Here is a 15,350-nt window from a genome sequence, read left to right as displayed (position 1 = left end):
TGCGTCTTCCGGCTAGGCCAACACGTCGGCGATCACCGCCAGGGTGTCGCCGCACTGCACCAGCCCGGGGAAATGCCGGGCGGCCAGCAGGCCGTCGCGGCGCGCGCGGTATTCCACCGGCGCGCTGCCGGTGCGACGGATGTCATGGATGCGGGCGATCACCTCGCCCTGGCGCACCTGCTCGCCCAAGTCGCGGCACATCTCCAGCAGGCCGTCGTGCTCGCTGGCGATGAAGCAGTCGCCATCGGGCATGTCGAGCATGATCGACTCGGCGGGCGAAATTTCGCCCTGGAGGATGCCGGCATGTACCAGCAGGTTGCGCACGCCGCGCTCTGCCAAGGCGACGCTGCGTGCGGTCGAGGTGCCGCCACCGCCCAGTTCGGTGGTGACGAACACCTTGCCCTGGGCCTCGGCGGCGGTGTCGTACATGGCCTGGGCGTCGAGTTCGAGCATGCGCATGGCGTAGGGCGCGGCGAATGCCCGCATGCCCGCTTCGCAGCGTGCCTGCTGGGCCTTGTCGGGCAGCACATGGCAGGCGGCGAAGGGCAGGAAGTCCAGGGTGCGACCGCCGGAATGGATGTCCAGCACCACGTCGGCCAGGGGCAGCAGGGTGCGCCGGAAGTAATCTGCGATCTTCTGCGTGACCGTGCCGTCGGGCTTGCCCGGGAAGCTGCGGTTGAGGTTGCCCTGGTCGATCGGCGAGGTGCGGGTGCCGGCATGGAACGCCGGGGTGTTCATGAACGGCACGATGATCACCCGGCCTGAAACCGCTTCGGCGCGCAGCTGCTGGGCCAGCTTGCACAGCGCCACCGGGCCTTCGTATTCATCGCCATGGTTGCCGCCGGTGAGCAGGGCAGTGGGCCCTACGCCGTGCTTGACCACGGTGATGGGAATCATCACCGCGCCCCAGGCCGAGTCGTCGCGCGAGTAGGGCAGCTTGAGGAAACCGTGCTGCACGCCATCGCGGGTGAAGTCCACGGTGCTGCTGATCGGGTTGGCCACCTCGGTGGCGGTGTCCGTGAATGCATTCATGGCGTTAGTCCTTGACGAACAGCTGGCGCGGCACGTCGCACAGGGTCTGCACCCCGGTCTCGGTGATCAGGATGCTTTCGGTGATCTCGAGGCCCCAGTCGTCCATCCACAGCCCCGGCATGAAGTGGAAGGTCATGCCCGGTTGCAGCACGCTGGTGTCGCTGGGGCGCAGGCTCATGGTGCGCTCGCCCCAGTCCGGCGGGTAACTGATACCGATCGGGTAGCCGCAGCGGCTGTCCTTGTGGATGCCGAACTTCTCCAGCACCTTGAAGAAGGCCCGGGCGATGTCGCCGGTGGTATTGCCGGGGCGGGCGGCTTCCAGGCCGGCGGCGATGCCTTCGACCACGGCCTTTTCGCCGTCGAGGAAGTGCTGCGGCGGCTTGCCCAGATACACCGTGCGCGACAGCGGGCAGTGGTAGCGTTTGTAGCAGCCGGCGATCTCGAAGAAGGTGCCGGCGCCGCGGGTGAAGGGCGAGTCGTCCCAGGTCAAGTGCGGAGCGCTGGCGTCGGCACCGGTCGGCAGCAGGGGCACGATGGCGGGATAGTCGCCGCCGTGGCCGTCCACGCCGAGAATGCCGCTGCTGTAGATCTCGGCCACCAGTTCGTTCTTGCGCATGCCTGGCTCGATGCGCTCGAGGATGCGCCCATGCATCTTCTCGACGATGCGTGCGGCGATGCGCATGTATTCGATTTCCTTCGGCGATTTCACCGCCCGTTGCCAGTTGACCAGCCCGGCGGCATCGCTGAAGGTCGCCTGGGGCAGGTGCCGGCACAGGGCCTGGTAGGCTGCGGCGCTGAAGTAGTAGTTGTCCATTTCCACGCCGATGTTCAGCGCTCCCCAGCCCTTGGCCAGGATCACTTCCTGACACAGGTAGTCCATGGGGTGGCGTTCGCGCGACTGCACGTAGATGTCCGGGTAGCCGACGATGTTGTCGTGGCTCATGAACACCGTGCGCTTGGCGCCGTTGGCGTCCTGGCCGCGGCCGAACCAGATCGGCTCGCCGTCCAGCGCCAGTAGCACGCACTGGTGCACGTAGAACGACCAGCCGTCATAGCCGGTGAGCCAGGCCATGTTCGACGGATCGGTGACCAGCAACAGCTCCAGGCCCTGCGCCTGCATGGCGGCGCGGGTCTTGGCCAGACGCTGGGCGTACTCTTGCCGACTGAACGGCAGGTTGACCACTGACTGAGACATTGCAATGCCCTCTGATGAGTGGGGTGGGGAGGTTCAACTGTTGAATGCCAGGCCCTTGCCTGCGGCGCGTGCGCGCTCGAAGGCAAGGTTGGCGATGGCGGTGTCCTGGGCGCCGGTGCCGGTGAGGTCGCACAGGGTGACCTGGCCGGCATCGGTACGGCCGGGGTGCTGGCCGGCGATGACCTGGCCGAGTTCGCACAAGGCGGCCTCGTCGGTGATAGCGCCGGCGCGCAAGGCGTGGTGCAGCTCGCCCAGCACGCGGGTCTGGCCGAGGCGGTCGGCGACATAGCGGTCGACCTGGGCCAGCACCTGCGGGGCGATCTCGTTCTTGTGCTCGGCGTCCGAGCCCATGGCGGTGATGTGCAGGCCCGGTTGCAGGTGCCGGGGCTGGATCAGCGGTTCACGGCTGGGCGTGCAGGTGACGGCGATATCCACGCCTTGCATGGCCTGGTCGATGCTGTCGCACAGCACCACGTGCAGCGTGCCGTCGCGGCCCAGTTCATCGGCCAGCGCCGCGGCCTTGGCCGGGTCGCGGGCCCACAGTTGCACCCGCTCGATCGGCCGTACCAGGCGCAGCGCCTGCAGTTGCAGGCGGGCCTGCTCGCCGCTGCCGATCAGGGCCACGCAGCGGCTGTCTTCGCGGGCCAGCCAGCGCGCCGCCACCGCGCCCGCCGCTGCGGTGCGAACGGCGGTGAGGTAGCCGTTGTCCAGCAGCAGGGCGTCGAGCAGGCCGGTGCGTGCCGAGAGCAGCATCATCATGCCGTTGAGGCTGGGCAGGCCAAGGCTGGGGTTGTCGAAGAAGCCTGGGCTGACCTTGATCGCGAAGCGCTCGATGCCCGGCAGGTAGGCGGTCTTCACGTCCACCTCGCCGTTGTGCTCGGGCACGTCCAGGCGCAGGATCGGCGGCATGGCCACGTTGGCGGTGGCCAGCAGGGCGAAGGCCTGCTCGACGGTGTCGACCGCGGCGCGGTCGAGGGTGATGCAGTCTCGCAGGTCGGCTTCGTTGAGCAAGGTGATGGCCGGCATCGGTGAACCTCCAGTGAGCGAAAAGGGAAAACCTCAGGCGTGGTCGCCGTTCATCACCCGCAGGTGCTGGGCGGTGTCGACATTGCGCCCGCTGACCACCACCACGATCGGCCCGCGGGCAGGTACCAGGCCGTCGAGCAGGGCGGCGATACCCACCGCGCCGGCCCCTTCGAGCACCTGGCGTTCCTGGTGGTAGGCATGGCGCAGGCCCGCTGCGATGGACGCTTCCTCGAGCAGATGCAGCTGGTCGAGCAAGCGTTGGGTGAGGGTGAAGGTGTGACGGTTGTCCAGGCCGATGCCGCCGCCCAACGAGTCGGCCAGGGTCGGCAGCTCCTGCACCTCGACCGGGTGCCCCGCCTGCAGGCTGGCGTGCATGGCGGCACCGCGGCGCATGCTGATGCCGTGGGTGGTGATGGCCGGGTTGAGGCTCTTGAGGGCCAGGGCCACGCCGGCGAACAGGCCGCCGCCGGAGAGCGGCACCAGCACTTGGCTGACGTCGGGCAACTGTTCGATGATTTCCAGGCCCAGGGTGCCCTGGCCGGCGATGACGGCGGGGTGATCGAAGGGTGGGACCAGCATGGCGCCCTGTTCCTCGGCGTGGCGCTGGGCGGCGTGCTGGGCGTCGTCCTGGGAGAGGCCGACGATGCACACCTCGGCGCCCAGGTCGCGAATCGCCTGGACCTTGTTGGCCGGCACCAGCTGCGACAGGTAGACGGTCGCTTGCACGCCCAGTTGCGAGGCAGCGAAGGCCAGCGCCCGGCCATGGTTACCGGTGGAGGCGGTGACCACGCCGCGTGCCCGTTGCTGGTCGTCCAGGCAGGCCACGGCGTTGCTCGCGCCGCGCAGCTTGAAGCTGCCGGTGAGCTGCTGGGATTCGAGTTTCAGGTAGACCGGCACGCCGACCAGACGGCTCAGGCTCGGCGAATGCTCCAGCGGCGTGCGACGCACGAGCCCCTGGATGCGCTGGTGGGCAAGGTGGATATCGTGAAGCGAAAGCTCTGACATGACCGCATCCCAACGAGTGACCGGGTGTTGGGCGGAGTCTAAGAGCGGCAAATTGTCGTGATGAATGTACTAGGTCAATTTGCTGGACATTTTTTTGGAGTGCTGTCGCGGCACCTGTGGAAGACTACCTAGCGCATCGGGCTGCGCTGTCGCGCAAAGAACAACGCACCTCTGTGGGAGATTCTATGGTTGTGGGCAAGCCGGCTCCCACTGGTGCAGCGCCAACCACACCCTGTGGGAGCCCGCTTGCCGGCGATGAAGACAACCCTTTACCCAAAGCCAGATCGCATCCCGGTGTGGGTAATCACCATGCACTCAACCAGCCCTGCTCGCTCAGGATTCATGATGCTGTTGCCCGTTCTGGCCAATCGCCGGCAAGCCGGCTCCCACCGGTACTTCGCCAACCACACCCTGTGGGAGCGGGCTTGTCCCGCGATCAAGGGCGAAGCCCTTGCTTGGCGGCGGTGATAGCGGGCCCGGCCCAATCGCGGGGCAAGCCCGCACACAGGCCCTGTGTACGCTTGTTGCGGGAGGTCACCCAGCCCTTTGGGCTGCGCTGTCGAGCAAAGAACAAACGGCCAGTGCTGACCCTCTGTGGGAGCGGGCTTGTCCCGCGATCGGGCCGCGCAGCGGCCCCGGGTCAAAGCTCGTGGATCTGCGGGTATTGCCCGAACAATTCATGCATGTCGGCCAGCGCCTGGCGCATCTTGGCATCGGAACACTCGGCGCCTACACATAACCGCACTGCCCGTGGTCGCGGCGTGCCGCGCACCAGGAACGGCTCCGGCGGGGTCACGGCGATCTGTCGGCGACGCAGGGCGCGCACCAGGCTGTCCACCTCCCAGTGTGCGGGGATCCCCAGCCAGGCGCCCAGTGCCTGGGCCGGGTTGCCCAGCAGGTACTCGCCCAGGTGCTCGCGCAGCATCGCCTGGCGCCCACTGATCAGCTTGCGCTGCAATTCGGCCAACTGCGCCGCGCGGCCATCGTTGATCCAGCGTGTGGCGATCTCCGCCACCAGCGGCGTGGCCATCCAGCTGTTGACCCGCAAGATGCTTTCGGTGCGCAGCGCCAGGCGCTTGGGCATGGCCAGGTAGCCGACCCGCAGCCCGGTGAGCACCGACTTGGTCATGCTGGTGCAATAGAACGACAGCTCCGGCGCATAGTGGCTGATCGGCCGGGCACGACGCTCGCCCAGCAATGGCCCGTACACATCGTCCTCGATGATGTGCACGCCAAAGCGCCGGGCGATGGCGGCGATCTCCCGGCGGCGAGCGTCGGGCATCAGGCTGGTGGTAGGGTTGTTGAGGTTTGGCGTGCACACCAGGGCGGTGACCCGTTCGTTGCTGCAGATATCCTCGAAATGCTCCGGGTCGATGCCGTCGCGGTCCATTTCAAGGCCCTTGAGGGTGAACCCCAGCACCTGAGAGTTGCCGATCACGCCGTGGTCGGTCAGGCCTTCGCAGAGCACCACGTCATCGGGGCCGGCCAGCGAGGCCAGGGCCAAGAAGATGGCATGGGCCGCGCCGTTGGTCACCAACACGTCGTCGCGCTCTACCGTCATGCCCAGGCCTGCCAGCCAGCGCACCGCTGCCTCGCGGTGGCTCTCGAAGCCGGCGATGGGGCGGTAGGCGTGGATCCATGGCTGCTCTTCCTCCACGCTGAGTTCGGCGCAGGTCTCGCGCCAGATCCGCTCGTGCACCTGGGTGTGCAGGATGCGCGTGATGGAAAAATCCACCAGGGTGCGCTCGGGCAGGTCGATGATGTCGTCGGCTACCCGGTCGCTCATGCGCCGGCTGACGAAACTGCCGCGGCCGATCTCGCAGCGCACCAGGCCCTGGCGCTCCAGTTCCTTGTAGGCATTGGTCACCGTCTGCACGCTGATCTCCAGCGCATCGGCAACATGCCGTTGGGGCGGCAGGCGCTGGTCGTGCACCAGTTCACCGCGTTCGATCTCCCCGGTGATGGCCTGCACCAGCAGTTTGTACTTGGACTCGCCGATGCGTGCCGACTCGAGGACTTTCTTCCAGTTTTCCATGGGTATCGCTTCGCTGGTCGGGACTGCGCACAGCATCGCCTGTGCAGGATCTTCGGGCAATTGTCCTAGTGCAATGCCATCGCTGTTGAGGCTTTTGTATGCTCCGGTCCAAGGTCGACACCCGTTACCCGAACAATGCATCGTCGGCCCGCCGGAACGCTCGGGCTGTGCACCGATCGAACGAGACATCCGGCCTTCGCTGTTTTGCTCCACTGCCTCCTATACACACAGCCGTCACCGACGGTTTGATAACAAAACAGGAGATTCATTGATGAGCCAGCCTCCTTCCGCCAACGCGGTATCCCCCTTCAAGCGCCTGCTGATGGCCTGTGCGGCCCTGGGCCTGGCTGCCAGTGCCCAGGCCACCACCTTGGACACGATCAAGGAAAACAGCCGCATTCGTATCGGCTACGCCAACGAAACGCCATTCGCCTTCACCGAGACCGACGGTCGGGTCACGGGCGAATCGCCGGAGATCGCCAAGATCATCTTCCAGAAGATGGGCATCAAGCAGGTCGATGGCGTGCTCACCGAGTGGGGGTCGCTGATCCCAGGGTTGCGTGCAGGCCGCTTCGATGTGATTGCCGCTGGCATGTACATCACCCCGGCGCGCTGCAAGCAGGTGATTTTCACCGACCCGCAGTACGCCTTGCCCGACACCCTGCTGGTGGCCGCCGGCAACCCGAAGAACCTGCACAGCTACGCCGACATCGCCAAGAACCCCGAGGTGAAGCTGGCGATCATGGCCGGCACGGTCAACCTGGCCTATGCCCGTGATTCAGGCGTCAAGGAAGAGCAGATCCTCCAGGTGCCAGACACCACCGCCCAATTGCAGGCCGTGCGCGCCGGGCGCGCCGATGCCGCGGTGGGCACTCAGCTGACCATGAAGGGCCTGGCGAAGAAGGGCGGCGAGAAGGTCGAGGCGATCGGCGACTTTAAGGACGACCCGGCCCACACCGGTTACGGCGCCCTGGCGTTCCGCCCTGAGGACAAGGACCTGCGCGACGCGGTCAACGCCGAACTCAAGCGTTGGCTGGGCAGCGAAGAGCACCTCAAGGCCGTGGCCCCGTTCGGTTTCGACCGCTCCAACGTGACCGACAAGACCGCCGCCGAGCTCTGTGCCCAGCAATGAATCGAGGTGGCATGGCGCCTGCCATGCCGTTCCCTGCGTAATCCGATTATTCAGGTCGAACCATGGGTGAATTGATACCGCTGTTACTGCAAGGTGCCTGGATCACCATCCAGGTCACATTCTTCGGCTCGTTGCTGGCCATCGTCGCCGCGATCCTCGCCGCCCTGGGCCGGCGCTCCTCCTGGCGACCCTTGAGCTGGTTCTGCGTGGCCTACATCGAACTGTTCCGTGGCACGTCGCTGCTGGTGCAGCTGTTCTGGCTGTTCTTCGTGCTGCCGTTACCGCCGTTCAACCTGGAACTGAGCGCCTACACCGTGGCCATCGTCGGTCTCGGGCTGCACATCGGGGCCTATGGCGCCGAGGTGATGCGCGGTGCCATCGGCTCGGTGGCCAAGGGCCAATACGAGGCCTGCGTGGCGTTGAACATGCCACCGGCCACGCGCTTTCGCCGCGTCATCCTGCCCCAGGCGTTGCTGGCGGCGATCGCACCGGGCACCAACCTGCTGATCGAGCTGCTCAAGAACACCTCCCTGGTGTCGCTGATCACCTTGTCGGACCTGAGCTTCCGCGCCCGCCAGCTGGACCAGGCGACCTTCCAGACCCTGGAGATCTTCAGCCTGACCCTGCTGCTGTACTTCGTCCTGGCGCAGGTCATCAACTTTGCCATGCGCGGGGTCGAGCGACGCCTGGGCCGTGGTCGCCTGCGGGGGAGCCTGTCATGAACGTCTGGGACTGGAACTACGTCGCGCAGATCTTGCCCGACCTGCTGCAGGCCTCGCTCAAGACCCTGGGCATTACCCTGGTGGGCTTCATGATCGCCATCGTCCTGGGCTTGTTCCTAGCCATCGGACGGCGCAGCCGGCAAGTGGCGATCGCCTGGCCGGTGACCCTGCTGATCGAGTTCATCCGCAGCACGCCGCTGCTGATCCAGGTGTACTTCCTGTACTACGTATTGCCCAACTACGGCGTGAACATGACGGCCATGCAGGCGGGTATCCTCGGCATCGGCCTGCACTACGCCTGTTATATCGCCGAGGTGTACCGCGGCGGGCTGGACGCTGTGCCGCGCAGCCAGTGGGAGGCCGTGGTGGCGCTGAACTTCGCCCCCTGGACCGCCTACCGCACGATCATCCTGCCCCAGGCGGTGCGGCCGATCCTGCCGCCGCTGGGCAACTACCTGATCGCCATGCTCAAGGACACCCCGGTGTTGTCCGCCATCACCGTGGTGGAAATCATGCAGCAGGCCAAGAACGTCGGTTCCGAAAGCTTCCGTTACCTGGAGCCGATCACCTTGGTCGGTCTGTTCTTCCTGGCCTTGAGCGTCGCTCTGGCCTACCTGGTTCGGCGCCTCGAAGTGCGCCTGGAGTTACGCTAATGATCGCGCCTGTCTCGAACCTCGCCACCCTTGCCACCAGCCCCCAGCAGCGGGACCACGTCATGCCGGAACCGGTCATCGCCCAGCCGATCGTCGCCTTCCGCGACGTCACCAAGCGCTACGGCAACTTCACTGTGCTCGACGGCCTGAACCTGGAAGTCGCCCCGGGCGAAAAAGTGGCGATCATCGGCCCCAGCGGCTCGGGCAAGTCCACCTTGCTGCGGGTGCTCATGACGCTTGAAGGCATCGACCAGGGCATGATCGAAGTGGATGGCGAATCGCTGACCCACATGCCCGGGCGCAACGGCGGCCTGGTCAGCGCCAACGAACGCCATGTGCGCCGCGTGCGCGCGAAGATCGGCATGGTGTTCCAGAGCTTCAACCTGTTTCCGCACATGAGCGCCCTGCAGAATGTCATCGAGGCACCGGTGCAGGTGCTGGGCGTCAAGCCTGCCGAGGCCCGCGAACGTGCTGCCGAGCTGTTGGAGATGGTCGGGCTGGGCAACAAGTTCGATCACTACCCCTCGCAGCTTTCCGGTGGCCAGCAGCAGCGCGTGGCGATCGCCCGGGCCCTGGCCATGCGGCCGAAAGTGATGCTGTTCGACGAGGTGACGTCGGCGCTGGACCCCGAGTTGTGCGGAGAAGTGCTCAACGTGATCCGCCGACTGGGCAGCGAGCACAACCTGACCATGCTCATGGTCACCCACCAGATGGGGTTCGCCCGTGAGTTCGCCGACCGGGTGTGCTTCTTCTACAAAGGGCAGATCCATGAACAGGGCGCGCCGGCCCAGCTCTACGAGAACCCCCAGCAGGAGAGGACCCGGGCATTCTTGAGTGCGGTCAGGGAAGCCAACTGAGGCATGGCACCGGCTGCGCCGGTGTTCGCGGGGCAGGCCTGCTCCTACAGGAAAGACGCTGCACGTCAGAACGGCGCTGTCTTGGAGGAGCGGGCTTGTCCCGCGAGGTAGGCGACGAGGTGTTAAAGCGGTTGCTCAGTGGCTTCGGTCTCGGCGGACGTACGCTTGACCGCGGACTTCTTCTCCTGCACGACGATGTAGAACTCCTCGCCATGCTTGACCGCGCCATACAGCACGGCTTTCTCGATCAGCTCGGTGCCGCGCAGATGGCGCAGCATCATCGGGTCCTTGCGCAGGTCGCGGTACAGCGCCAGGCACAGCAGCACCATCACGATGACGAAGGGCAACGACACGACGATGGTCAGGTTCTGCAGGCCCGTGAGGGCCTCGCCTGGGTTGCTCGGGTCGCCGATGGCCAGCATGATCGCCGCCACCGTGCCGGTCAGGGCACCCCAGAAGATCACCGTGGCACGGGACGGGTCGGTGGTGCCGCGCTCGGACAGCGTGCCCATCACCAGGGATGCGGCGTCTGCGCCGGAGACGAAGAAGATACCGACCAGGACCATCACCAGCACCGAGGTCACCGAGGCCCACGGGTAGCTTTCCAGCAACTGGTACAGCGCATGGTTGCTGTTCACGGCACCATTGACCAACTGGTAGGTGCCTTGCTGCAGCGCGTCGATGCCGGCGCCGCCGAAGATGGTGAACCAGATCAGGCTCACCAGGCTCGGCACCAGCAATACGCCGGTGACGAACTGGCGGATGGTGCGGCCACGGCTGATGCGGGCGATGAACATGCCGACGAACGGTGTCCAGGAGATCCACCAGGCCCAGTAGAACACGGTCCAGCCGGCCAGCCAGTTGTCCATCTGCTCGCCGCCGCTGGCACTGGTGCGTGCCATCATCTGCGGCAGCATCTCGATGTAGACGCCGATGGACGTCGGCAGCAGGTTCAGCATCAGCAGGGTCGGGCCGACGATGAAGGTGAACAGCGCCAGTGCCAGGGCCAACACCATGTTGGTGTTGGACAGCCACTGGATGCCCTTGCCAATGCCAGAGACCGCCGAGGCGACGAACGCGACGGTGAGCAGGGTGATGATCGAGATGTAGAAGATTTTGCCCGGGTGCTCGATCCAGCCGTTGTATTCCAGGCCACCGGCGATCTGTAGTGCGCCCAGGCCCAGCGAGGCGGCCGAGCCGAACAGGGTGGCGAAGATCGCCATCATGTCGATCAGGCGGCCGATGGGGCCGTTGGCGTGGCGGCCGATCAACGGGCGGAATGCCGTGGAGATCAGTTGCGAGCGACCGCGGCGGAAGGTGCCGTAGGCGATCACCAGGCCGACGATGGCGTACATGGCCCAGGGGTGCAGGGTCCAGTGGAACAGCGTGGTGGCCATGGCCACCTGCATCGCCTCGCTGCTTTGCGCGGTGGCGGTGCCGGGCGGCGGGGAAACATAGTGCGACAGCGGCTCGGCCACGCCGAAGAACATCAGGCCGATGCCCATGCCGGCGCTGAACATCATCGCCACCCACGACACGGTGCGAAACTCGGGGCGCTCGCCATCACGCCCCAGCGGTACCTTGCCGTAGCGGCTAGCCGCCAGCCATAGCACGAATACCACGAACAGCGTGGAAGTGAGGACGAAGAACCAACCGAAGTTGACGATGACCCAGGACTGGGCGTTGGAGGCGCTGGCCGCGAGGCTTGCCTGGCTGACGAAACCCCAGATGACGAATGCGATTGCGAGGATGCTGGTGATGCCGAAGACGACCCAGTCGATCTTGCCCTCCAGGTGACGATCCCGTTTGGCCTCTTCGGTTTGCGAAGGGTCCGTCACGCCAAGCGCGAGTGTTTCAACGTTCTCTTCCGTTGCCATGTGTAATAACGCCCCTTTGGTGGGTGCCTTGCCGCTGCAGGTTGTAGTTTTTTTAAGTGTGCCGCTGTGCGTCGGCAGACGCCTCGGAACCAGGCCGTGCTGCCGAGGCGGGATTATCCTGCTGAAAAAAGGGGGCTTCCTGTCCCAAGACCGTCCTGGCACGTCCTTGAAACGACGCCGTGGCCGGCTGTCGATCTGGCCGTGCGCCGTTCGACCATGAGCAGGGGCGGCATGTTGGCAGCCCAGAACTGGAGGATCACACCATGCGCAAGCTCACCGTTGCCGCGTTCGTTTCGCTCGATGGCGTCATGCAGGCCCCTGGCGGGCCGAGCGAAGACCTGAGCGGCGGCTTCCGTTTCGGCGGCTGGCTCGTGCCCTACGCTGACCAGGCCTTCGGTCAGGCCATCGACGCGCTGTTCGCCGAGCCGTTCGAACTGCTGCTGGGGCGGCGCACCTACGATATTTTTGCCGGCTACTGGCCGCGTATCGGCGCCGAGTCGAGCGATCACATGATTGCCGAAGTGTTCAACCGCATACCCAAACATGTGGCCACCCACCATCCAGAGACACTGGAGTGGCATAACAGCCATGGGCTGCAGGGCGATGTCTGCGAGGCCGTGGGCGCGCTCAAGCGGCAGGCGGGCGACCGTTTGCTGACCCAGGGCAGTAGCGAGCTGGTGCAGCAATTGCTGGCGGCGGGGCTGGTGGATGAATTGCTGCTCATGGTCCACCCGATCTTGCTGGGGGCGGGCAAGCGGCTGTTCGGCGACGATGCCCAGCCGGCGGCCTTTACCCTGACGGACTCGACCGCGACGCCGAGCGGGGTGGTCATCAGCCGGTATGTGCGCAGCGGGGAAGTGCGGACCGGGTCGTTCGACTAGCGCCGGTGAGGACGCAAGGGGCTGCCTGACAGCCCAATCGCTGGCAAGCCGGCTCCCACAGGGTGTAGTTGGCGAAGTACCGGTGGGAGCCGGTTTGCCCACAACCATAGAATCTCCCACAAAGGGCGCGGAGTCGGCTTGCCGTGCGCCAGCGTAAAAAAAAGCCGCACCTTGTGGGGTGCGGCTTTGTCGACCAGGCCTTTGGCCTCAGCGGTCGTTCTTGGTGGAGGAATCCACCGCGTTCGACAGCCCTTTGCTGTTGTGCGTACCCGGCGTGGTGCCGGAGATCGCAGTGGCCTTGGTCAGGCCGCGGGTGTCTTTCGACTGGGCGATGCCCGAAGTCGCGGTGCCGTGGCCTTTGTCATCGTTACGGTCCTTGCCGTAGTGGTTGCCGCTCAGGCCATGGTCACGGGAAGCCTTGCCGGCATGCCCGTCGGATTTGCCCAGGCCCAGGCCGCCCTCGCCATGCCCGCCGCCATGACCACCGCCACCGCCGTGGCCACCACCGCCGCCGCCACCTTTGGCATAAGCCGACGCGATCGGGGACACCTCAGCAGGCAGGAAGGCTGTGGTGCCCAATACCAGTGCAAAAGCAGCCACGGCAGCCAGGGTTTTCTTCATGATTTAAACGCCTCCAGGGGCGAGTGTTGTGATGTGTCCTATGGACAAATCGCGGCGACATTTGTTCAAAGCCGCCCGACAAAATAGCCGGCCCCGTCATCCTCCTCGAGGAAGGCCATGCGCGGGGCATAGATGATGAAATCGGCAAGCTCGCATGGCTATGCTGTCCATTGACGTCAAGATCGGCGAAGGAGGGCGGATATGCACCTGTTCACAGGCGGTTGCCTTTGCGGCCAGGTTCGCTTCGAGGCTGCGGGGCAGCCTTACAGGGTAGGGCTTTGTCATTGTCTCGATTGCCGCAAGCACCATGGGGCGTTGTTTCACGCGTCGGCGATTTTTCCCGAAGAGGCGGTGAAGGTCGAAGGCCAGACGGGCGACTATGCCGGACGGTTTTTCTGCCCACGCTGCGGGTCGTCGGTGTTTTCGCGAAGCGGGGACGAGGTGGAGGTCCATCTGGGGGCGCTAGATGCGCCGGACCAGTTCACGCCGACCTATGAAAGCTGGACGGTTCGGCGTGAAGGGTGGTTGCCGGCGTTCCCGCTCGCCCGGCATTACGCGGGCGACCGGGAAGGAACGGGGCGTAGCGAAACCTGACCGAGTCAGCATGCTCGGGACAATGTAGGAGCGGCCTTGTGCCGCGATCGGGCGCGTAGCGCCCGTAAACCAGCCACCTCGGTAAACCAGTCATACCGAGGTGGCCCATTCACGGCCGCTGCGCGCCCGATCGCGGCACAAGGCCGCTCCTACAACGAGAAAGGGGTCAGAGCCAGTAGGTCACCGCCCACCACCCCAGCCCGCCCATGACCACGGTATAGGGCAACGCCATCCACACCATCCGCCCATAGGACAACCGCACCAACGGCGCGATCGCCGAGGTCAGCAGGAACAGAAACGCCGCCTGCCCGTTGGGCGTGGCCACGCTGGGCAGATTGGTGCCGGTGTTGATCGCCACCGCCAGGGTCTCGAAATGCTCGCGGCTCATGGCGCCCTCGAGGAACGCCTGCTTGACCTCGGTGATATAGATGGTGGCCACGAACACGTTGTCGCTGATCGCCGACAGCAGGCCGTTGGCCAGGTACAGCATGCCTGGCTGCTGTTCTGCCGGTAGGGCCAGGACCCAGGCGATCAACGGGCTGAACAGCTGCTGCTGGTGGATCACCGCCACCACGGCGAAGAACACCACCAGCAAGGCAGTGAACGGCATGGCGTCCTGGAAGGCGCGGCCCAGGCGGTGCTCATCGGTGATGCCGGTGAAGGCGGTGATCAGCACGATCACCAACAGGCCGATCAGGCCTACTTCGGCGATGTGCAGGCCCAGGCAGACGATCAGGATCAACGCGGCAATGCCCTGCACCAGCAGGGCCACGCGCTGGGCCTGGGTGCGCGCGGCGTCGTCTTCGGCGGCGTAGCTGGCCAGCACCTGGCGCACGCGTTCGGGCATCAGCGTGCCGTAGCCGAACAGGCGCAGTTTCTCCAAGAGCACGCAGGTCACCAGGCCTGCGGCCAGCACCGGCATCGATACCGGGGCGACCTTGAAGAAGAACTCGCCGAAGTGCCAGCTCATTTCATGGCCGATCAACAGGTTCTGTGGCTCGCCCACCAACGTGCAGACACCGCCCAGGGCCGTGCCCACGGCGCCATGCATCAGCAGGCTGCGCAGGAAGGCGCGGAACTGGTCCAGGTCGTCCCGATGCAGTTGCGGCACCTGGTGGTCGTTGTCCAGTTCCGACTCCTCGCGCGGGTTGGAACCCGACGCCACGCGGTGGTAGACCGCGTAGAAGCCCACCGCGGCGCTGATGATCACGGCGGTAACCGTCAGCGCATCGAGGAACGCCGAGAGAAAGGCCGACAGCACGCAGAACAGCAGCGACAGGATCGCCTTGGAGCGCACGCCCAGGAGGATCTTGGAGAACAGGAACAGCAGCAGCTCTTTCATGAAGTGGATGCCGGCCACCATGAACATCAGCAGCAGGATCACCGGGAAGTTGTGCAGCAATTCCTCGTAGAGCGCTTCAGGTGTGGTCATCTTCAGCAGCAGCGCTTCGATCAGCAACAGGCCGCCCGGCATCAAGGGGTAGCACTTGAGCGCCATCGCCAGGGTGAAGATGAACTCGATCACCAGCACCCAGCCGGCGACCACCGGGCCGAGGGTGGCCAACAACAGGGGGTTGAGCACCAGGAACAGGCAGATGACCGCCTTGTACCAGAGCGGCGACTGGCCCAGGAAACCGCGGGCGAAGGCGCTGGGCAGGGAACGGGACATGAATTTGTATCCTTATGATTCAGCAGTGGCGCAAGGTGCCCGATGCGCGCG

14 protein-coding genes are annotated in these 15,350 nt (G+C 65.4%); 6 read left to right on the top strand and 8 right to left on the bottom strand.

Features of this window, described 5'->3' with window-relative positions; all coding sequences use genetic code 11:
• Positions 1-12 precede the first annotated feature (12 nt).
• The 5 genes from doeB to IRZ56_RS01505 all read right to left on the bottom strand — a co-directional run bounded on the left by doeB (position 13) and on the right by IRZ56_RS01505 (position 6,293).
• Complete coding sequence (gene doeB, locus IRZ56_RS01525) at positions 13-1,032, bottom strand: N(2)-acetyl-L-2,4-diaminobutanoate deacetylase DoeB (protein ID WP_196143282.1); 1,020 nt, start codon at positions 1,030-1,032, stop codon at positions 13-15.
• A gap of 4 nt (positions 1,033-1,036) precedes the next feature.
• Complete coding sequence (gene doeA, locus IRZ56_RS01520) at positions 1,037-2,227, bottom strand: ectoine hydrolase DoeA (RefSeq protein ID WP_196143281.1); 1,191 nt, start codon at positions 2,225-2,227, stop codon at positions 1,037-1,039.
• A 33-nt stretch (positions 2,228-2,260) separates the two neighbouring features.
• Entirely contained in the window at positions 2,261-3,253 is a 993-nt protein-coding gene (eutC, locus tag IRZ56_RS01515) for an ectoine utilization protein EutC (RefSeq protein ID WP_196143280.1), read from the bottom strand.
• Between the two features lie 33 nt (positions 3,254-3,286).
• A complete protein-coding gene (gene eutB, locus IRZ56_RS01510) occupies positions 3,287-4,258 on the bottom strand; it encodes a hydroxyectoine utilization dehydratase EutB (protein WP_196143279.1) in 972 nt (323 codons plus the stop codon).
• Positions 4,259-4,898: 640 nt separating this feature from the next.
• A complete protein-coding gene (locus IRZ56_RS01505) occupies positions 4,899-6,293 on the bottom strand; it encodes a PLP-dependent aminotransferase family protein (RefSeq protein ID WP_196143371.1) in 1,395 nt (464 codons plus the stop codon).
• A gap of 271 nt (positions 6,294-6,564) precedes the next feature.
• On the opposite strand from IRZ56_RS01505, the gene ehuB reads away from it, so the two are divergent.
• The 4 genes from ehuB (at position 6,565) to ehuA (ending at position 9,657) form a co-directional block, all read left to right on the top strand.
• Entirely contained in the window at positions 6,565-7,425 is an 861-nt protein-coding gene (ehuB, locus tag IRZ56_RS01500; RefSeq protein WP_196143278.1) for an ectoine/hydroxyectoine ABC transporter substrate-binding protein EhuB, read from the top strand.
• A 62-nt stretch (positions 7,426-7,487) separates the two neighbouring features.
• Positions 7,488-8,147, top strand: coding sequence for an ectoine/hydroxyectoine ABC transporter permease subunit EhuC (gene ehuC, locus IRZ56_RS01495; protein ID WP_084855739.1), 660 nt, complete (start codon positions 7,488-7,490; stop codon positions 8,145-8,147).
• Positions 8,144-8,800, top strand: a complete 657-nt coding sequence (ehuD, locus tag IRZ56_RS01490) for an ectoine/hydroxyectoine ABC transporter permease subunit EhuD (protein WP_196143277.1) — start codon at positions 8,144-8,146, stop codon at positions 8,798-8,800. Before ehuC ends, ehuD begins: the two co-directional genes overlap by 4 nt.
• Positions 8,800-9,657 carry an ectoine/hydroxyectoine ABC transporter ATP-binding protein EhuA gene (gene ehuA, locus IRZ56_RS01485; protein ID WP_196143276.1) on the top strand — a complete coding sequence of 286 codons (858 nt, stop codon included), beginning with the start codon at positions 8,800-8,802 and terminating at the stop codon, positions 9,655-9,657. The genes ehuD and ehuA overlap by 1 nt, the downstream gene beginning before the upstream one ends.
• 122 nt (positions 9,658-9,779) lie before the next feature.
• Here the strand turns inward: ehuA and IRZ56_RS01480 are convergent, their stop codons facing one another.
• Positions 9,780-11,534, bottom strand: coding sequence for a BCCT family transporter (locus IRZ56_RS01480; protein ID WP_196143275.1), 1,755 nt, complete (start codon positions 11,532-11,534; stop codon positions 9,780-9,782).
• Between the two features lie 263 nt (positions 11,535-11,797).
• Between IRZ56_RS01480 and IRZ56_RS01475 the strand changes: the two genes are divergently transcribed.
• The gene (locus IRZ56_RS01475) at positions 11,798-12,415 is read left to right on the top strand and encodes a dihydrofolate reductase family protein (protein WP_196143274.1); all 618 of its coding nucleotides are present in this window, start codon (positions 11,798-11,800) and stop codon (positions 12,413-12,415) included.
• A gap of 207 nt (positions 12,416-12,622) precedes the next feature.
• Here IRZ56_RS01475 and IRZ56_RS01470 read toward each other — a convergent pair whose 3' ends face one another.
• On the bottom strand, positions 12,623-13,036 hold the full coding sequence (locus tag IRZ56_RS01470; protein ID WP_196143273.1) for a hypothetical protein: 414 nt from the start codon (positions 13,034-13,036) through the stop codon (positions 12,623-12,625).
• A 201-nt stretch (positions 13,037-13,237) separates the two neighbouring features.
• Between IRZ56_RS01470 and IRZ56_RS01465 the strand changes: the two genes are divergently transcribed.
• On the top strand, positions 13,238-13,630 hold the full coding sequence (locus IRZ56_RS01465) for a GFA family protein (protein WP_196143272.1): 393 nt from the start codon (positions 13,238-13,240) through the stop codon (positions 13,628-13,630).
• Between the two features lie 166 nt (positions 13,631-13,796).
• On the opposite strand, the gene nhaB is transcribed toward IRZ56_RS01465, so the two are convergent.
• Positions 13,797-15,299 carry a sodium/proton antiporter NhaB gene (nhaB, locus tag IRZ56_RS01460; RefSeq protein ID WP_196143271.1) on the bottom strand — a complete coding sequence of 501 codons (1,503 nt, stop codon included), beginning with the start codon at positions 15,297-15,299 and terminating at the stop codon, positions 13,797-13,799.
• Positions 15,300-15,350: the final 51 nt, after the last annotated feature.

Origin of the sequence: Pseudomonas guariconensis (genome assembly GCF_015680235.1) — a bacterium.
GTDB lineage: Bacteria > Pseudomonadota > Gammaproteobacteria > Pseudomonadales > Pseudomonadaceae > Aquipseudomonas > Aquipseudomonas guariconensis_A.
The sequence above is the reverse complement of the archived record's forward strand: the minus strand, read 5'-3'. Positions and strand labels throughout refer to the sequence as shown.